Here is an 18,777-nt window from a genome sequence, read left to right on the forward strand (position 1 = left end):
GGCGTGTGGGTCTGCCCATGTCAGGATCACGCTGACCCCCATGGAAAGGAGCGCGGCGCATTGAATGACGTACAAGATGCTGACCGGCAACCAAGGCATCGACACAAAGGTCATGCTTGCACTGGCCGTCATTTGGAGGACCGCACCGATTGCCAGATAGAGGCACACCAAAAAACAATGGCTTTCAGCCCGTAAATGTAGCCGTGGCGTAGCTGTGTCGGGAATTTGTTTACAAAAATATCGACGATGATGTGTTCGCCTCGGACATAGGCCGCAGGAAGCGCGGCATAGACCGAGGTGACAAGGAGGATCCGAGCGGCTTCTTCGGTCCACCCAAGGGGGAAAGAGAAGATATAGCGGAAGAAGACCTGGCACAGCACTGCTAAAAATGTTCCCGTAAGGAGAACAGAGGAAATGCCGAGCCAGACGCTTCCGAAGCGTCTGGAAAAGGTTTTCATTTGGGGTGTCCGTTATTCAGAGCGGGTGTTGTTGACCGCGTCCAATAGACCGGGCTCACAGTTCTTTTCTGCGAACGCGGCCACGATAGGCGCGGCAATTTTAGCAAAAGGTGCGGTGTCTGGTTCGACGATCGTGACCTCACCGCTTTCTTCCAAGGCGCTGCGGATTTGGGCTTCTTCGGTGGCAACAGCGTCGTATAGCCACTCCATTGCTTCGTTCAGCGTATCATCAAATGCGGCGCGGTCTTCACCAAGGCCTTCGTAGAAATCGCTGTTCACGTAGGTGATGGTATAGGTCCAGATGTGGTTCGTCATCGAAATGTATTTCTGTACTTCATGAAACCGCAGCGAATAGATAGTCGATAGCGGGTTTTCCTGTGCGTCAAACACACCTTGACGCAGACCGCCATATAGTCCGACAGCGCAAGCGGGGCGGCAGAGCACCAAAGGCAGAAAACACTTCACTGCGCAGCGAATTGGTGACGCGCATTTTTACACCAGTCAGGTCTTTGGGGGTTTTAACGGGAACGTTGGCTGTGACGTTCCGGCTTCCACGACGCCCGACAGCGGCGATTTCAATTCCGTAGTCTTCGCGCATACGGGTCGACGTCGCTTTGCCGATGTCGCCGCGCCAAACGGCGAACCCGTGATCCTCGTCACGAAAGACATATTCCGCCTCTAAACATTGGTATGTCGGGGCCGCTTCTTGAAGAGCGACGGGGGCGCTGAGGTTGACGTCGATTTCGCCCGATGCCAATTGCTGAACGAGCTCACGCGTGCCGCCAAGCGCACCGCCCGCAATAATGTTTAACGATAGACGCCCCTCGGTGCGTTCCGTCAGCAGGTCATCCCATTTTTGCATGGCCTGAATGGCAACATCATTTGAATTCAAAATGGTGCCGACCGTAATGTCTTTGGCCTGCACTGATTGGACCGCTGCAACGCTGATCGCAGCGGCAACAAGTGTGGTTCTAAATGTCATGTTTTCCTCCCTGAAAACCGATTAGTTTGATGGATTATTGCCTAGGCCTTGCGCATCAAGGTGGGCGGTCATCAATTCGACCGCGCGTTTTGAATCGCGTGCCCTGAGGGACGCAAGAATTTCCCAGTGTTGTGCGCTTCGGACATCTGCGCTGTGCGGCATTATTTTTTCGGCCTCCCAGACAGCCCGAAAATAGCGGTGCGCTTCGTCTTGCAGGGCCGCGACATATGGGTTGCCAGTAGCCCAAGCGACTTTCTTCTCGAACTCGAGGTCAATGGCGTGGGCGAGTTTCGTCCGCACAAGGTCAGAATCGGCGTGTTTTAGATAGGATTCGACCCCATCAAGTGCGGCATCTGTGGCCTCTGCTACTGCCAGTTCTGCGATCATGATTTCGACACCGCGCCGAGCCACAATCGTCTGTTTTAGCAGGCGCCGACGTTCGGTGGATGTCACAAGGCTGGGATCGATGAGCGCAAGGAGCTGTGGTTTGGCGACGAAAATACCCGCGCCTTGTCGGATCTATGGTTGGCTCACAAGATGCGCTCCCGCCCATGCTAAGAGTCCTTGAGGTAAAATCATGTTGACTTAAAATTATAAGTACGTACCTATTCTTTGGATGGTAAAGATTTCGATAGATATTGGCGGCACGTTCACAGATGTCGTGGCCGAAACTGCAACAGGGCTCAGCTCGGTCAAGGTCTTGACCACGCCGGACGCGCCTGACCGGGGAGCGCTGGATGGTGTAGGGCGGCTACTGTCGGATCTTGGTAAATCCCATGGTGATATCTCTGCCGTTATTCATGGCACCACATTGGCCACTAATGCGCTGATTGAACGTCGTGGGGCAAAGACGGCATTCATCACGACGGCCGGGTTCCGCGACGTGCTGGACATGCGTTACGAAAAGCGGTTCGAGCAGTACGATCTGGACATCGAAATGCCGACCTCGCTGGTTGACCGGCCGCTGCGCCTGGGTCTGCGAGAGCGCATCTTGGCAGACGGTTCCGTCCTTCAAGCACCACAGGACACAGAGATTGACGCACTTGCCGCAAAGATCAAGAACGAGGACGTCGAGGCGGTGGCCATCGGGTTCCTGCATTCCTATCGCAATCCTGCTCATGAAGAATATGTCGCGGATCGTTTGCAGCAGACATTTGGTGATACTATAACGATCTGCCAAAGTGCGGATGTTGCCTGTGAAATTCGCGAGTATGAACGTTTTTCCACTGTCTGCGCAAATGCTTACGTGCGCCCGCTGATGTCTCAATATCTTGGTGCGCTCAAATCCGAGCTAAACGGTTTGGGTTTTGACGGATCATTCCTGATGATGCTGTCTGGAGGGGGTCTGACCACGCTGGAACAAGCCATGCGTTTTCCGATCCGGTTGGTGGAAAGTGGCCCGGCGGGTGGGGTTGCGCTGGCGGCGCATGTGGCGCGCGAGGTCGGATCGACCAAAACCTTGTCACTCGACATCGGTGGCACCACTGCAAAAATCTGTTTTATCCGCGACGGCAATCCGCAAACCACACGCCGGTTCGAAGTGGCCCGCGCATGGCGCGACGTGAAGGGCAGCGGTTTGCCAGTGCGTGTGCCCACGGTTGAGTTGGTCGAGATCGGGGCTGGTGGCGGCTCTATCGCCGCTGTGGATACGCTAGGACGCCTTAAGGTCGGACCGCGCAGTGCGGGGTCCGATCCAGGACCGGCAGCATATGGTCGGGGTGGCAAGGATGCGACAATCACTGACGCCCACCTAACCGTCGGCAATATTGCAGCCGAAGGGTTCGCAGGCGGGATGATCTCATTGACGCCGGCCAATGCGCCAGATGCCATTGCGCATCATGTGCAGGCCCCGATGGGCATTGGAGATGTCGATACCGCAGCCGCCGGGATCATTGAATTGGCCGACGAGACAATGGCCAATGCAGCGCGCGTTCACGGGATCGAATTGGGCCATGATATTGCCTCCTTCGATCTGCTGGTCACAGGGGGAGGTGGGGCGCTTCATGCAGCGCGCATCGCAGAAAAGCTAGGTATCAGGCGGATCATCGTTCCCCAGAACGCGGGCGTCGGTTCTGCGGTGGGGTTCTTGCGCTCTCCTGTGGCGTTCGAGAGTGCGATTTCGGTGATGGAACTGCTGCACGATGTCGACGCGGCTGAATTGTCACAGCGTGTGGTAGACCAGCTGGCCTATGTCCGCTCTATCGTGGGGACAGCCGTGCCTGCAGATGATGTGGTGACCACCGTTAAAGTCGAGCTGCGCTATAAGGGTCAGGGTCTTGAGGTGGTGCTAGAACATCCCGCCGATGACAGTTTTAGAATAGATGTGGATCAGTTAGAAGCTGAGTTTATCGAGCGGTACAACGTGCTGGTCGGCTTTACGCTGAAAAACATCCCCGTGGAGCTGGTCTCTGTAAGTTTGACCGCCCGCGAAAAACGGGCACTGGACACGCATCCCTTCACGCCTCAGCGGTCCGAAGCAGCGGAGACCACACGTATGGTGTTCGATCTAGCGGCACAAAGGCGGATCAGCTATCAAATCGTAAAACGGGCAACACTTGGGGCGGATGTCTTAAGCGGCCCGGCGGTTGTTGTGGAAGATCAAACCACCACTTTGGTACGTCCCGGATGGTCGGTGCGCGCCTCCAGTGAAGGTCATCTTATTCTGGACCGGAGTGAAGCATGAGCGATAATCTGGACATCGTTGCACAGAACGTCCTTTGGAACCGCCTCATTTCAGTGTGCGAGGAGCAGGCCAATGCTCTGATGCGGGCGGCGTTCGGCGCAATCGTGCGCGAGGCAGGCGATCTGTCCGCAGGTGTGTTCGACGCCAACGGTGACATGCTGGCTCAAGCCGTAACCGGTACGCCGGGGCATGTGAACACGATGGCGGCGTCTGTACGGGCGATGCTGGCGCACGTGCAGGCTGACAGCTTGAAACCAGGCGACGCGTTGGTCACGAATGACCCGTGGCTGGGAGCAGGGCATGTCTTCGACTTTGTCGTGGTCACGCCCGCATTTGTGAATGGTAAGATTGTCGGCTATCTCGCGTCGACCAGTCATATCGTGGATATTGGCGGGCGCGGTTGGTCGGCCGAGGCGGCGTCGGTATATGAAGAAGGCGTAACCTTCCCCGTAATGCATTTGCGCCGTGGTGCAGATCTGAACGAGGATCTGCTGGCGATTGTCACAACAAACTCGCGCGTGCCGCACGAGGCGAGAGGCGATATCCTGTCGCTGTTGTCGTGCAATGACACTGGTGTTGCGCGGCTCCTGAATCTGATGAGAGAATACGCACTGGGTGATCTGACATCGATCGCCGCGTTCATCTTCGAGCGCTCTGCCATGGGCACAAAAAAAGCTTTGGCGCGCGCGCCGCAAGGTATTTACGAAAACACCATGATGCTTGATGGCTACGATGCGCCGATCATGTTGAAAGCTCGTATGACAATCGGAGATGGCACCATTTCCGTGGACCTCACCGGTTCTACGCCTGCCGTTGTCCGCGGCATCAACTGCCCGCTGAACTACAGCGCAGCTTATGCATCCTTCGGCATCCGTGCCTTGTTGACGCCCGAGGTGCCGAACAATCAAGCGTCACTTGATGCAATTACAATTACCGCCGAGCCAGGCTTAGTAGTTAGTGCTGAACGGCCCAGTCCCGTGTCGGCGCGCCATGTCATCGGGCAGGCCTTGCCTGATTTGATGCTGGGATGCCTTGAACAGGCTCTGCCTGGCGAGGTTTTGGCCGAAAGTGCCGGTGCTCTGTGGACGTTATCGCTTTCGGGCGCGGGAAGGACCGCATTTTCGTCACTGAACGTCGCCCTTGGCGGCATGGGCGCAAGGCCCGGCACAGACGGTCTGTCGACCACGGCCTTTCCTTCAGGTGTCGGCTCGGTTCCTGTCGAGGCCGCCGAGGTTGCAGCCCCTGTGATCTATCACGCCAAGGAATTCATCTGCGACAGCGGCGGGGCAGGACGCTATCGTGGTGGCTTAGGTCAACGCATCGAAATCGGGTCTCGCATCAATGAAGATATGTTCATGTCAGCAGCCGCGTTCGAGCGCCTGAATTCCGGGCCCGAAGGTCGCCAAGGCGGTCAGCGCGGTGCAAACGGTAAGGTAGCCATCAGTGATGGCACTCAGGTAACCGACAAGGGCATGTACAGAATTCCGGCAGGGGAACGCGTGATCCTGCAAACGCCTGGCGGCGGCGGATATGGCGACCCGGCTCACCGAAACAAAAAGATCCTGGAAAAGGATCTGTTCGACGGTTTGGTCTCAGGTGAGGCCGCCCAAACGTTCTATAAAGTAAAAGAATAACAAGCTTCTTCCCATCCAACAGGAGAAACCTCCAATGACAACGATGACAAAAATTATTGCGGCAACGACCGCGTTGACCCTAACGAGTTCTGCTGTCTTCGCGGAAGCCAAATGGGACATGTCGACCGCCTGGGCAGCCAATAACTTTCACGGCGAAAGCGCGATTGCTTTTGCGGACGCTGTACGCGAGGCGACAGATGGCTCGGTGGATATCACTGTGCATTTGTCTGGCGAGACCGGTGTGAAAATCACTGAAAAGCTGGTGGCAGTGGAAACCGGAATCGTCCAGATGGCCGACATGCTGCTATTTCTTCAAGCGGGTGAAGAGCCGTTTTTGGGAGTCGATACCCTGCCTTATCTGATCCAGGGCCAGGACGAGATGAACGTCTGGCTGGACGTGGCGGGCCCCACTTATGACGCAATTTTTGAACGCCGCAATCAGAAGGTTCTTTACTACGTGCCGTGGCCGTCGCCGGGTGTGTACTCCAAAGAGCCGATTGTCAGCGCCGATGATATGGCCGGTCAGCGCATCCGTGCGTTCAACGCGACCTCCTTCACTTTCCTCGAAAAGATGGGAGCCGCTCCTGTCGAGTTGCCCTTTGAAGAACTGGCGACAGCCGTGGCTGCGGGCACCGTTGATGGAGCCGCCACCTCGACCTCGACCGGCGCTAACTCGAAGCTTTACCAGTTTACGGAGAACTTCAATCCGCTGAACTGGTCCATGTCACCTGATGCTGTGACCGTCAACCTTGATGCATGGAACGCATTGACCGATGAAGAACGCGCGACAATCGAGGGGCTGGCGGAGGATATGGAAGCCGATTTCTGGGCCGCTTCGGCAGCCGAGGACGAAGCGCAAACCGCCGTTCTGGTCGAAAACGGCATGGTGATTTCTACCGCTGATGAAAGTCTCAAGGCAAAGATGGCCGAAGCAGGGAAGGCGATGTGGGCAGACTTTTTCAAAACCGCGCCGGAAGCGCAGGCCGTTGTCGAAGCCTATACTAAGAAGACAGGTAAGTAAGCAGATGCGACGGGGCGGACCATACGTCCGCCCCACCGTGTCTCTATTATCATGACCCGTTTCCTCCTCCTCATCGACCGTATGTCGCGACTGGCCGAGCTTGCTGCCGTTGCTTTGATTTTCGGCTATTGCATTTTGATGCTGACCGAGGTCGTCGCCCGTGCGCAGGCGCAAAGCTTTTCGTTCACATGGGAATACAGCCAATACGCGATGGCCGCGATTTTTGCGCTGGCCTCAGGACCTGCGATCCGAACGGCGGTGCATGTACGGATCACGGTTGTTACCGAAAAGCTGCCTGCAGGGGCCACCAAATGGTTGGATATGCTGGCCAATCTGGCTGCTTTGTTCATCGTGGCAGCAATTGTTTTTGCGATGTGGACCAAAACCTCAGCCTCTTTCGAGCGCAACATATTAGCCACGTCGGTTTCCAAGACGCCGCTCTGGATACCCCAGTTATTTGTATTGTGGGGCTTTGCCCAGCTTTGGCTTGATCTTTTGGCGCGGCTGATCCGGCGTTCAACCGACCGCAAATATGAATGGCGCGACGCTGACAAGGAACAAGCAGATGTTTGAAATCGCATTAGTTACCGGTCTGCTTTTTGTTGCCCTGCTGGCGGGCTCCGTGTGGATCGGTCTGTCCCTGTTCGCGACGGGGTATCTGTTGCTGTCGATCTTTAAGCCGAATATTCCAATGGAGATTTTCAGCAGCGGTGTGATTTGGGGCGCTTTGATCCCAACCCCGCTGTTGTCGCTGCCGCTGTTCATCCTGATGAGTGAAGTTCTGGTAAGCGCGGGACTGGGCAGGTCCCTCTTTTCGGGCCTGGCACCGTGGGTTGGACGGTTGCCGGGAGGCTTGCTTCACGTCAACGTCGTTGGCTCCACACTCTTCGCTGCGGTTTCGGGATCGTCCGCTGCGACGACGGCCATTGTTGGCAACGTCAGCCTGCCTCAGTTGCAAGCGCGTGGATATGACCGGCAACTTGCAATAGGCTCACTTGCAGGAGCCGGCACGCTGGGGTTCTTGATCCCGCCCTCGATCATCATGATCATATATGGCGTAGTGGCCGAGCAATCTATCCTGGAGCTGTTCATCGCAGGCGTGGTTCCCGGTCTGACGCTTGCGGCCCTTTATATGTTCTATATCGCGGCACATCAGACCATCACGGGAACTCAACCTGCTGTTGATCGTCCCAGCGGGCGCGATCTGTTGCGCGGTCTGCGTGATATTGGTCCAATCGTCATATTGATCGGGACGATTATGAGTGCGCTTTATCTGGGATTTGCCAGTGTGAGCGAATTGGCTGCACTGGGGGTTCTCGGTGCTGTCTTGATTTCCGTTTTGATGGGACGGTTCAGTTGGCGTGCGATGCTTGGCGCAGGTCGGCGCGCCGTGCGCACATCTGCTATGATCGGATTGATCGTGATCGGGGCGGCTCTTTTGAATTCTGCTTTTGGCTTTCTGGGGATACCCAAGGCCATAGCAGGTCAAATCGGAAGTTTTGGACTGTCACCGATGGCGTTGATTGTGGTGTTACTGATCTTTTACGCAGTTCTCGGTATGTTTCTTGATGGCACATCTATCATAGTGATGACCTTGCCGATTACATTGCCGCTGATTACGGCAGCTGGCTTTGATGCGATCTGGTTTGGTATCTTTGTCGTCGTTGCCGTTGAGATCAGCCAGATCACTCCGCCAATCGGCTTCAACCTGTTTGTTATTCAATCACAGACAGGAGAGAGCATCGGCACCATCGCACGGGCCGCGCTGCCGTTTTTTGGCATCTTGCTCGGCTTTGCGCTGCTGCTGGCCGTGTTCCCTGATCTGGCGCTGTGGTTGCCTAGGACATTGCAATGACGATCCTGCACCAACAGCTGGTCGAGGCGATCCTGATGGAGGTCCAGTCAGGCAAGCTGCGCGTAGGCGCTAAACTACCGCCCGAAGCCGACTATGCTTCAGAACTGGGCGTCAGCCGCTCCACCCTTAGACTGGCGTTTTCGGAGCTTGAACGGGTGGGCGTTTTGCAGCGCAAAAAACGCGCGGGTACGACCATCATCGCCGATCGGCCCAAGTCGCAATTCAACATGAGCACAACCGGTCTGCACGAGCTTCTAAGCCTAGGGCGGGACACCGATCTGGCCCTCAGCGGAACCACCACCGTGCAGGCAGACGCAGTTTCCCACTTGCATGGATACGACAGCGAGACCGGTCATTGGCTAGAAATCAGTGGCACCCGTACATTGCCGGGAGAGGCAAAACCGTTCAACAGCACACGGGTGTATGTTCCTGCGCGCTACGCTGGAATCGAACACGTACTGAAGCAAAGCGAGCCCTCTGTATTTCGCATCATAGAAGAACGATTTGACCTTGCTGTCGGGCGCGTGAGCCAATCCGCGCAGGCCATCCGCTGTCCAGCGGATGTGGCTGAGGTAATCGGGCTTGAGCCCGATGCGCCAGCGCTGCAGATTGTTGCCCAGCTGTATGATCGGAAAGGCATTCTGATAGAGATCTCAGTCGCGATATTCGACCCCAACAGGTTTCAACTGCAAACGGATGTGAAAGTTGACTAAACCTGGGTTGCGCACTGTTGTAACTGGTGGCAGCGGCGCCTTGGGGGCGGCCATCGTATCGGCGGCATTAGCCCGCGGGGACAAGGTAGTGAACCTCGATCAAGTGAAGAGTGACAGCGCGCCCTGGATTGCCGTTGATTTTGCGGATCCCGTTTCTGTGGCCCAGGCGGTCGACAAGGCGACGGATATTCTGGGCGGTATTGATGTATTGATCCACTCGGGCGGAGTTTTTCGCGCAAATGGGTTTCTAACAATGTCTGATGTCGAGTTTTCCGAGGTTCTCGACATCAATCTGTTGGGCGGCTTTCGCATTGCTCAGAAGGTCGCATCCCAAATGGTTAGCGGGGGCGGGCGTATTCTCCTGATGTCTTCGATCCATGCCAAATATGGCGTTCGGGGGCGTCTGGCCTATGGCGCGTCAAAAGCTGGGATCGAGGCCATGACGCGGGTGATGGCAACTGAGCTATCCGAATACGGCATTCGGGTAAACGCGCTCGCCCCTGGGGCGGTCTCAGCAGGAATGGTGCCTTCAGATGCCACACTTATATCCGATTGGGTAAGTGTCACCCCGGCGAAACGTAAAGTGACACCGGCGGAAGTCGCGGGGATGGCAATGTTGTTGACTTGCGACGACGCTAGTTTTGTTTCGGGGCAAGTTATTTCGCAGGACGGCGGTGCGAGTATATCTCATATCTTTTAAGTTTTACGCTCTAATCAATGTGCGTACATTTTCAGTTTTATGCACCAAAGGGAGGCTTTCACATCCCGTATGCCATGGGGCACACGAGTGATACATTTACCATAATTAACCCTATGGGCGTTTTTTTGTGTAGCGGGCGCGCGCTACCCTCAAGTGCGACTCTTGTTAGAAAACAATAGTTTATCTAATGAGAGGAATCGGTATGGGAGCCGTTTACGACCAACTGAGTATCACAGAACGACGCAAGATAGAACGGTGGAGGCACGCGAAGGTCCCAGTTGACGAGATGGCGCGCGTTCTGAAGCGTTGCAGATCAACGATATTTCGCGAGCTAAAGCGCAACCATTTCTCGGACGAGAGCATGCCGGGATGCGACGGCTATTACGGTGCCGCCGCGCACCTGATGCAAGCGGAACGGCGTTCTCGAGAGCGCAAATTGATCAAACATCCAGAGCTCCGCAAGCGCGTGATCGAGCGCATCAAAAACGGTTGGACACCAGAGCAGATCAGTAACCGCATGATCCACGAATGCGCTCCTCTCAGGGTCTGCCAAGAAACCATCTACCGTTACATCTATTCCAAAGAAGGTCAGCGCGAAGACCTGTGGTGGTATCTACCGACCCACCGTGTCGCCCGCAGGCCACGTCGCACCAGAAGGCGCAGAGAACCCAAATTCCACCGCGATGTCAGTATCTTATTTCGCCCGGATGATGTGGCTCATCGCCGCCAGTTTGGCCACTGGGAAGCTGATTTGATGCTGTTTAAACAGAAGCTTGGCCAGACCAACGTCACCTCACTGGTTGAGCGCGTCAGCCGCTTCACCGTGATCCTGAAGAACCCCAACAAGCGCACCAAGCCGGTTATGGGCAAGATCATGAGTGCCATCAAAGACCTCCCCCTCGTCGCCCGTCGGTCCATCACTTTTGACCGCGGAACCGAGTTTGTCAGTTGGCCGCATCTCCAAGCCGAGATCGGAACCCAGACGTGGTTTTGCGACCCCTCCAGCCCCTGGCAGAAAGGCACAGTCGAGAACACAAACCGACGCCTTCGAAGGTGGCTACCCCGCAAACGCGACATCCGGCAATGCACAGATCACGATATGAAGGTGATCTGTGATCGCCTCAACAACACGCCGCGCAAGTGCCTTGGATGGAAAACGCCAGCCGAGGTCTTTCGCGAAAAGATATTGGAGGAAATGCGATGACGCCCCTACCCTGAGCTCGACAAGAGTCGCGGTTCAGGTATCGCTCACACTTCTCGCCAGGGCTTTTCGTTGTCTTCCTCACCGTCCACTCCACGGTGGCTACGATGAGCAACAAACCCTATTTTAGCAAATGACCCTATTTGGACCCATAGGCGCTGACGTCAGACTGATTTAGTCCTTTTGAGTTGTCATAGATTATAGCGCCCCTCCCAACATCTGATAGAAGGCTAGCGAAAGCGGCCCGAACCGTACCCAAATTAGAGAAAGTACGTTAGAGCCGAATGTCTTCTAAAAATAACGAGGATGAAGTTAGCTTCATTCGCAAAGTTCGCCGCTGGCGGTGGTCATACTGGTTGGCTGTCGCGACCTTAGTCGTTCTCTGGTGCTATGCCGTCTATGAGGTGGTCGGTTACGTAGTGCGCAGCTAGCGCCGTCCCAAAGTGAGCTAGCCAAATTATTCAGTCAGCTTGCTTGCCATCGTATTGGATCAGTCCACTTACTCGTCATGGCTGATGATGACGAAGATACGAAGCGGCAGGCACGTAGATGGACGCGCGAGCGCATTGCGTTTGCGGTGGCTGTTGGCATGTTGTGGCTGATCGCGTTCGTCGTAGCCTTCTACATCTAATTTTGCCATTTCAGTGATACTGTCCGCTTTGCCCCTCATCGCGTAGTCCTGTATCGCTAGACAATGAGGTTTTCGGCGTCGGGCGCAGACTTTCCGGAAATTGAGGAACTACTCAAACGGTACATCTGCGGTTAGTTCGGAGTTAACTTTTTACAAACGCCAATCCTGAACCCGATCAGCCAAAAATAGTCATTGCTCAGGTCAGCGCTGACATGAGCGGTCATGTCAGCGCTGATGCCATCGACCGCCGAAACACACGTGCCCGCATTCCTATCCAGATTGGATTGATCGCCAGTGATCTGGCGGACAAGTATTGCGCTCAACTTTGCCCAATCAGCGTAAATCAAGGCTACTTGCTGGATAATTCTATTCTGGCGCTTCAGTTTGTTGCGGCCAGAGACGACCGACCACTGCACGACGCATCTGCTGCGCCAGCGGGTCGTGAAATATCTCAATTGCAATCGCCGCCTCATCGTCGTTTAGCCAGCCATCCTGTAAACGCCAGCGCCGGTAGAACAACCAATCGAGTTCATTCTGCCGTAACGCCGCAAGATTTTCCCGGACTTGCTCTGGTGTTCTATGCAGGCCATTTGACCTTTCGAACCTTCGCATCCCGTGAACGGTCACGGCAGCGCTCAGATACCGCTCATGAGCGACCGCGATATCGTCATCGCTGATTACCGACAACCGCTCAATTTCTTCGCGCACATTGGGGGGCTGCGTGTCGAGTGCATGCTGTAAAGCTTGTTCGAACCCGGGGTCATTTGCAATGTCCAATCTCCATGCCCTCGGCTGTTCGCGCCAAAGCACAGCTTCAGCGCGCGCAGCCCAACGCCGATCTGCGATCACGCCGAGGGCTGTGAGAACGGACTGAACTTCTGGCTCGGCCCGCGCAGGGCCCATTCTTCCCGTCTCTGAGATCGGCATAGAAAGTTCTTGGTCGGTGACGGAACCGCCCGCGCCCTTCACCTGTCGAAGCTTTTCCCCGGAGCCGGGTGGGGCATAGCTCAATTGGTTTCGTTGTTCAGCAAGCCGCAGGACAACGACGGAAATGTCGTCCCATCTCGGAAGCTTCCGGGGGAGTTTCCGAACAGATTTCGGGATCGCGCCCCAGTCCGTTTCTTCGGCCTGCCCCAGTAGGGCCAGCGCCTCACAGCCCATTTGATAAGCTGAGCAAAACATGTGGCTCCACCCTCCGCCGTCCGGCAGCTGTGGGAGGTTGTTCGAGAGAAACTCGGCAACTGGCAACGCCCATTCCGAGTCCGGTCCTCGCGCATTCATAAAACACACCTCCCGAAACAGCCCCTACCTCAAACCGCACTTCAACCAGAGCGGGTCGCAAGAGAAGTATCATGCGGATTTATAAGGGTCACTCTGGCATTGGTGCGAAATCTGCGCTGAACATTTACGAGAGTTGCTGACTAAGGTGACAGACAGCCGTGTTCTAGATCAACTGGATCGGACGAAATCAGTGGGAGGGCCAACCGTTCACCCAGCCTCTCAACAAAAAGATGATAACTTTGCACGGGGACCTGCCCCGCCCCGGCCACCTCTCCACCGCGAGAGAGAATAATCTGCCAGTCTGCACCTGCCAGTCTGAAATCCCCCCTATGCCCCATGCTGATCGTAACTTTAGCCTGGGGGAAAATCTCAGACGCAGCTTGAGACATGGCGCGGATCACGTCTACGGCGCGAAGGGGTCTTGCGAGAGCTGCGCCCGGATCCAAGCGATATCTTGGGAGATCGCTGTCATTCCTTCGAACAGGATCTGTTGTTTCTGTGCCTGCTGCTGCGCGATTTTGATCGTTGCTGCGGCTTGGGCCAGCACATCTGTGTGCCGCTCCATCGCCATCCTGATCCCTGTCATTTCCGAGATCAGGTCTTGGATCTTGCACGCCATTTCTGTCTCTGCTTCGCTTCCCAAGACGCGATAAAGCAGCACGCAGAGCTCCTCCATCAACACCTCCAGGCTCTTCGCTTTGGATGTCTGTAATGTCATAGTTTATGGTCTCCAGTTTGTTTCTGATTTTACCGAACGGTGTCCGATCGATGATACTAAGGCAGCCGCCGATCACGTGTTCCGCAGCCATGCGAGATACGCGCGCGCGTAAGTGGCGCAACCCTACCGCGAGCCGGTCGGCCAGCCGCGCAAAGCGGTGTGGCCGCGCGACAGGTTTCGAGCAATCAGGATGGCAAGACGGGAGCACCAACCTTGGCGTCCTCACCCGGTGGGCCCATTCCGGCTCAGGCTCAGTCCAAACACCATTTGCATATTCGGAAGCATTCCATGCTGCGCGGCGCTGCCAGTTTTTCGAAAGCACGCTTTCCGGTAACGACGGCGGCGCGGGCTCAGACGGGATCGCTTCACTTCTGGCCAGACTGGCACCGCGCAGCACGAATGGGTGCGGGTCTGTCTCCGAGACCAACGCTATTGCGTCTCCCGGCCCGAGGCGAATTTCATGCCTTGTGGCTGCAACGACGTCCCGAAAGATACTCAGAAATCCCGGGCGATTTTGACCATGGCGGCTTGCCGCGATCATCCTAGCGGCCTGAAGGAGAAACAATTTTGGCGCCGCATCGGGCGTGAACTTCACGCCGTGACGCTCCGCTGCCGCGACGCGTTTTTCAGCCCAATCCGGGCCTTTTATCGCAAGCGCGCGTTCCAGCGCCCGGGGGTTCGCCCAGTCAAACTGAGCATTCAAAAAGTCACCCAATGCGTCGAAGGTGTTCTGGCTGCCCCGCATCGGAGGATGGGGATTGTAACTGCGCAGCTTACCGGTCTCTGTCCGGACAAAGCGTGGCATAACGATGTTGATCTCTAGACTCCCTGTATGGGTATGTGTGCCGACAAAGACCGAGGGGCGGCAGGCCACAGGCACTCCGGCGAATGCAACCTCGAGGAACAGATCGATGACCACCGCGATAGAGCAGCGCGCCGTCTTCTCACCCGCGTTGAAGCGCGCCACATCAATGTCGGAACGATCGAATGACAGGGTCGCGGTGCGCGTGGTGCGCTGGAAGCGAAGCGCTGCAATCGCACTTTGCACGACACTCGGATACCCCCAAAGGAGCTCGGGGGCCGGCGTTCTCACCTCCCATTCCCGCTGCACCCCGATCGTTTTCGACACCGCCCTATCAAGAAGATAAGCTGCAGGCTGGCGGGGATCATCGGAGGCTTGATGGGGGGACCAACCAATCAGCACGGGTTAGACCTCACAGAAAACCCGACCGGCGCGAGCATCAAAACGACGCGTTCGATCCGTTGCAGCTGGACAAGCAGCAGCATTGCCTCGACGTCCTCACCCTCAAAGCGCCCCGCGAGACGTTGGAGCATCTCAAGCACCTGCTCCAGCAGCCCCGCAAGCTGCAGCACCTGCTCGGGCGATGCCCCCGACCGACGCCCAAGACCGACATGGCGCAAGTGGTCCGACAGGCTCTGCCCGGCCGCTTCAGCGCGGCGTACCAACTCAGCTTTTTCGGCGGATGTGACATTCACCTTTACGCGCTCATGCCGCTTTGCGTTGGTCGTTTTGGCCATATCGTTACTTCCTGCTTTTGGGCCCAAGGAGGGGGCCTTGATCTACGTGCCTGCTCAAAAGTTATGAGCCAGCAAATCCGATCAACAGGAGAGATGCCGCCTTGCTATGGATGAAGTGTGGATAACCCGCGGCAATGCAGCAGGACGTTCCACCCGACACGGCACATCAACGCCTCGCAAATTTGGGGGATGGTGAAGAGCGAAAGGGGCCCGGCAAACCCGGACAAGGGGGTGAACGCCATCGAGTGAGAATGGCTATGCCCCCCGTGCAAGATGTCCAAAGCGCCTGTTTTGAAGGCTGCGAGAACAAGCCCGGACAAATCTGTCCCCGCTAACATGTCCGGAAAATCCCACGTGTTTCTTCTTGAAACAAGATCATCAATTGGATGCGCAGAGCCGCGGGACCTGAGCCGCGCTGCGTCCGAAACCGGTCATACTGGCGTCGGGAAACGGATCTGACTGAACACCCAGTTTATTGGTGCCCTACCCTTACGAGTTCTGTCTTTCATAAAGATTTTGACGGGTAATCCATAAACGACGACCTGCGAGAACAGCATCGTAACCCGCGATCTCGGCAGGCCATGAACCGTTAGCCCATGCTTACAATGCGACAGACCGATTGCATCCGTCTCAGGCGGCATGGGCAACCGGTTCAACATCGGGACCTCTCGGACGGGACCGAGATTTAACACGCCCACGCGCGCCGACGTCGTGTAAGCCAAGCACAAGTCCCGAACCTTTTATGGCGTTGGAACGATCATGTCTCGCAGAAGGCGTTCCGCATTGGATGGACAAAGGGGGTCACCGTGAGGCTCATACAGGTGGCCAAATGCCAAGTAGAGAAAATGCACGAGATGATTTCTTGATATCACTATATGATATAGAAGCCTTGGATATGGCCTACATGCCGCAAAAGAAAATGCCCCATAACGTCCCGTATCGCAGCTTCAGAAAGACAGACGTTCAGTAGGAGGCAGCAGACATTACCGATCCTCCGAGAGAGGAGACACAGCCCACCAAAGTGATGGGCTGGTCCGAGCTCGCGAATGTGCTTTGCCAACGCAGGCGCGTCATTCTAATTTCGATTTTCTCGTCGGCATCAGACATTGATCTCTCCCGTGTTTGGCGTATTTGGGTTGCGGAAACCCATGGCGACCCAGGCCCCGAAGAGCTTGGCGAAGAAGCCAAGGCTCTGCTTCTTTGCGTTGGGAATGTCGTCTGGCAGCGTGGCGCCCTCCGGGAGATTCGAGGCCATCGTGCGCATCGTGGGCTCGGGCTTTGTGCCGGGCGGCCAGAGGCCACTGTAGAGGCTCAGCCAGTGTCCGCCTTTGAACTCCAGATAGACGGGCGTGTTGCAGCAGGTGGCGATCACCCGCATGCTGGGGGCCTTGGGCGACAGGCGGAACCCCGGAGGTTGGAGGCCCCCGCAAGAAAACGCACACGATCCTTGCGATACATGACAAAGGGCGTCGTGCCGTGATCGGTCAACGTCCGGGGTGCGCCCTCAAGACCCTGCATCCTCCTCGCCGCCTCACGGCAGGAGTTGCAGCAGTATTCGACGCTCGCGACAGGCTTCCCCTCGACTTCAAGATGGGTCTGGCCACAGGCACATCCGATCTGTGTTGCCTCACCCATGCGTAGGCTCCTTCGCGGCAGCCGCTTCGAGGGCGGCAATGTCGATCTTCTCCATCTGCATCATCGCCGCGCTCACGCGGCACACCACGCCTGGGTCTTCGCTGGCCAGCAGGTCCGGCATTCGCTTCGGCACGATCTGCCAAGACACGCCGAAGCGGTCCACGATCCAGCCACACCGTCCTGCTTTACCGCCTTTCGGTCAGCGCGGCCCAGAGCCGGTCCGTCTCATCCTGATCCTCGGTCAGCACAGAGATCGATGCGGCGGGCGTCAGCTTGTGATGCGGCCCGGCGGTCAAGATCATCATGGGCGCACCTGCCAGCGTGAACTCGACAATCATCGGGTCGTCCGGTTGGCCGTTTTCGCGCACGGCCTCAATCCTGCTGTCTGGCATCAACGTTACGTATTCATGCGCGGCATCATGTCCGCCTTTCTCAAACCAGAAGCAGGTCCGCACTTTTGAGGCATGTTCCATCCAAAATTTCCTCCGTGGTTTCGTGGTTGGGGGGCTCAGCTTCCAAGCCGGGCGGCCCCATCAATATTCAGCCACGCTTGCTTTCGACGTAAGTAGTGAAATTGTTCAAGATCGCCTGCCACCCGTCGCGCTGCATCTCAATCGGGTTCTGCGGCTCGGCGTCGAAAGTGGTCACGACATGGGTGTTTCCGCCGCTTCCGGTAAATGTTGTGCGGGACCTACGGCCGTCGTCAAGAACCAGCAGGAGTGACTTGCGCGGCTCGATCTCCTCGTAAGTGCCCTCGAAGTCGAAACCCATGCTTCCGTCCTTCGCCTCCATACGGGCGATCTGCTTGCCACCGGGGCGCAGATCCACTTCGGCGCGCGGGCAGCACCAGTCATCGTTTGCGAAATTCCACTGCATGATGTCGTCCGGGGTGGTGTAGGCGCTCCACACCTCTTCAACGGAGGCGGCAACTGTCGTTTCCACGGTGATTTGCTGGTTGGTCATGTTGATTTCTCCTTGCTGCTGGTTTCAGATGTATTTGGTTCCACCCCGAACAGGCCGCGCACATAGCGAATGAGGTGATCAACGCTTTCACGGGCGAGGTCCGGGTCCCCAGTGGCCTTGGCGAGGATGAACCCACCCTGAAGGACCGCCTGCGTGTGGCGGGCAAGGCTCTCGGCAGTCCAGTCAGCGTCGATATTACGCTGCTTGCGCGCCGCTTTGATGTCGGCCTCCAGCGTGGCGGCATGACCGAAGATGCTGGCGGCGCAGGCATCCCGGATCGCGGGCGCGCTATCATGCACCTCCTGCGTCATGGTGCCGACGAGGCAGGTGTATTCAAACGTCTCGCCGCCGATGATCCCTTTGCGGAAATCGAGATAGGCCAGAACACGGTCCAGCGGATCGTCTGGCTCATGGTAAGGCGCGCTGGCAAAGAGTGCGCTGGTTGTCTCGGTCCAGAAATTTGCTGCCGCCACGCCAAGCGCGTCCTTCGTCTTGAAGTGATGGAAGAACGCACCCTTCGTGACACCGGCCGACTGGCAGAGATCATCGACTGAGGTTGCGGCGAACCCCTTCCGGCGGATCACGTCGCGCGCGGCTTGCAGAAGGCGTTTGCGCGCATCGCCGCGCTCGGGGTATTGCTTGGTTGGTCTTGGCATGTTTGCTACATACCATACGGTTGGTATGTAATCAATAATCTTAATCATAGCGTGCTTCGGCGGCGCCAAAAGTCGCCGCCTGCGCCCTTGAAACATGATATTGGGCT

Annotated in this window: 19 protein-coding genes and 2 pseudogenes; 8 read left to right on the forward strand and 13 right to left on the reverse strand. The window is 56.6% G+C overall.

The features are described 5' to 3' along the window. Positions 1 to 128: 128 nt before the first annotated feature. Genes DSM14862_RS20015 through DSM14862_RS20025 form a run of 4 tightly spaced genes read right to left on the reverse strand, consistent with a single transcriptional unit; the run spans position 129 to position 1,893 of the window. Entirely contained in the window at positions 129 to 458 is a 330-nt protein-coding gene (locus DSM14862_RS20015; protein ID WP_007121347.1) for a TRAP transporter small permease, read from the reverse strand. Positions 459 to 470: 12 nt separating this feature from the next. Continuing rightward, positions 471 to 923, reverse strand: coding sequence for a TRAP transporter substrate-binding protein DctP (gene dctP / locus DSM14862_RS21830; RefSeq protein WP_322790856.1), 453 nt, complete (start codon positions 921 to 923; stop codon positions 471 to 473). After that, complete coding sequence (dctP, locus tag DSM14862_RS21835) at positions 841 to 1,440, reverse strand: TRAP transporter substrate-binding protein DctP (protein ID WP_007121345.1); 600 nt, start codon at positions 1,438 to 1,440, stop codon at positions 841 to 843. Before dctP (DSM14862_RS21835) ends, dctP (DSM14862_RS21830) begins: the two co-directional genes overlap by 83 nt. 21 nt (positions 1,441 to 1,461) lie before the next feature. Next, on the reverse strand, positions 1,462 to 1,893 hold the full coding sequence (locus DSM14862_RS20025; protein WP_322790857.1) for a FadR/GntR family transcriptional regulator: 432 nt from the start codon (positions 1,891 to 1,893) through the stop codon (positions 1,462 to 1,464). Between the two features lie 163 nt (positions 1,894 to 2,056). Here DSM14862_RS20025 and DSM14862_RS20030 point away from each other — a divergent pair, with 163 nt between their 5' ends. From DSM14862_RS20030 to DSM14862_RS20065, 8 genes are all read left to right on the forward strand, one after another. Further along, a complete protein-coding gene (locus DSM14862_RS20030) occupies positions 2,057 to 4,123 on the forward strand; it encodes a hydantoinase/oxoprolinase family protein (RefSeq protein WP_007121343.1) in 2,067 nt (688 codons plus the stop codon). Then, positions 4,120 to 5,757, forward strand: coding sequence for a hydantoinase B/oxoprolinase family protein (locus DSM14862_RS20035; RefSeq protein WP_007121342.1), 1,638 nt, complete (start codon positions 4,120 to 4,122; stop codon positions 5,755 to 5,757). The genes DSM14862_RS20030 and DSM14862_RS20035 overlap by 4 nt, the downstream gene beginning before the upstream one ends. Before the next feature lie 34 nt (positions 5,758 to 5,791). After that, positions 5,792 to 6,778 (forward strand): TRAP transporter substrate-binding protein, encoded by a 987-nt coding sequence (locus tag DSM14862_RS20040; RefSeq protein WP_243254674.1) that lies wholly within the window; start codon positions 5,792 to 5,794, stop codon positions 6,776 to 6,778. A 51-nt stretch (positions 6,779 to 6,829) separates the two neighbouring features. After that, a complete protein-coding gene (locus tag DSM14862_RS20045) occupies positions 6,830 to 7,351 on the forward strand; it encodes a TRAP transporter small permease subunit (RefSeq protein ID WP_243254675.1) in 522 nt (173 codons plus the stop codon). Beyond that, positions 7,344 to 8,633, forward strand: coding sequence for a TRAP transporter large permease (locus tag DSM14862_RS20050; protein WP_243254676.1), 1,290 nt, complete (start codon positions 7,344 to 7,346; stop codon positions 8,631 to 8,633). The genes DSM14862_RS20045 and DSM14862_RS20050 overlap by 8 nt, the downstream gene beginning before the upstream one ends. Beyond that, positions 8,630 to 9,346, forward strand: a complete 717-nt coding sequence (locus DSM14862_RS20055; protein WP_007120991.1) for a GntR family transcriptional regulator — start codon at positions 8,630 to 8,632, stop codon at positions 9,344 to 9,346. The genes DSM14862_RS20050 and DSM14862_RS20055 overlap by 4 nt, the downstream gene beginning before the upstream one ends. A 7-nt stretch (positions 9,347 to 9,353) precedes the next feature. After that, the gene (locus DSM14862_RS20060; protein WP_279291306.1) at positions 9,354 to 10,046 is read left to right on the forward strand and encodes an SDR family NAD(P)-dependent oxidoreductase; all 693 of its coding nucleotides are present in this window, start codon (positions 9,354 to 9,356) and stop codon (positions 10,044 to 10,046) included. A gap of 202 nt (positions 10,047 to 10,248) precedes the next feature. Then, complete coding sequence (locus DSM14862_RS20065) at positions 10,249 to 11,250, forward strand: IS30 family transposase (protein ID WP_243254678.1); 1,002 nt, start codon at positions 10,249 to 10,251, stop codon at positions 11,248 to 11,250. Between the two features lie 496 nt (positions 11,251 to 11,746). Here DSM14862_RS20065 and DSM14862_RS20070 read toward each other — a convergent pair whose 3' ends face one another. From DSM14862_RS20070 to DSM14862_RS20105, 9 genes and pseudogenes are all read right to left on the reverse strand, one after another. Beyond that, positions 11,747 to 11,917 carry a hypothetical protein gene (locus DSM14862_RS20070; RefSeq protein ID WP_007120987.1) on the reverse strand — a complete coding sequence of 57 codons (171 nt, stop codon included), beginning with the start codon at positions 11,915 to 11,917 and terminating at the stop codon, positions 11,747 to 11,749. 327 nt (positions 11,918 to 12,244) lie between these two features. Beyond that, positions 12,245 to 13,159 carry a hypothetical protein gene (locus tag DSM14862_RS20075; protein ID WP_007120986.1) on the reverse strand — a complete coding sequence of 305 codons (915 nt, stop codon included), beginning with the start codon at positions 13,157 to 13,159 and terminating at the stop codon, positions 12,245 to 12,247. A 140-nt stretch (positions 13,160 to 13,299) separates the two neighbouring features. Continuing rightward, a complete protein-coding gene (locus tag DSM14862_RS20080) occupies positions 13,300 to 15,081 on the reverse strand; it encodes a hypothetical protein (RefSeq protein WP_243254679.1) in 1,782 nt (593 codons plus the stop codon). Then, on the reverse strand, positions 15,075 to 15,416 hold the full coding sequence (locus DSM14862_RS20085; RefSeq protein WP_007120982.1) for a plasmid mobilization protein: 342 nt from the start codon (positions 15,414 to 15,416) through the stop codon (positions 15,075 to 15,077). Before DSM14862_RS20085 ends, DSM14862_RS20080 begins: the two co-directional genes overlap by 7 nt. 1,099 nt (positions 15,417 to 16,515) lie before the next feature. Next, positions 16,516 to 17,051, reverse strand: a pseudogene (locus tag DSM14862_RS20090) (GFA family protein). Then, on the reverse strand, positions 17,044 to 17,199 hold the full coding sequence (locus DSM14862_RS21970; protein WP_407705404.1) for a hypothetical protein: 156 nt from the start codon (positions 17,197 to 17,199) through the stop codon (positions 17,044 to 17,046). Before DSM14862_RS21970 ends, DSM14862_RS20090 begins: the two are co-directional and overlap by 8 nt. 42 nt (positions 17,200 to 17,241) lie before the next feature. Next, positions 17,242 to 17,524: pseudogene (locus DSM14862_RS21975) on the reverse strand (VOC family protein); the annotation flags it as partial. 67 nt (positions 17,525 to 17,591) lie between these two features. Further along, entirely contained in the window at positions 17,592 to 18,014 is a 423-nt protein-coding gene (locus DSM14862_RS20100) for an SRPBCC family protein (RefSeq protein WP_007120977.1), read from the reverse strand. After that, a complete protein-coding gene (locus DSM14862_RS20105) occupies positions 18,011 to 18,670 on the reverse strand; it encodes a TetR/AcrR family transcriptional regulator (protein WP_040701932.1) in 660 nt (219 codons plus the stop codon). The genes DSM14862_RS20100 and DSM14862_RS20105 overlap by 4 nt, the downstream gene beginning before the upstream one ends. Between the last annotated feature and the right edge of the window lie 107 nt (positions 18,671 to 18,777).

The sequence above is a fragment of the Sulfitobacter indolifex genome, from assembly GCF_022788655.1.
Lineage (GTDB): Bacteria > Pseudomonadota > Alphaproteobacteria > Rhodobacterales > Rhodobacteraceae > Sulfitobacter > Sulfitobacter indolifex.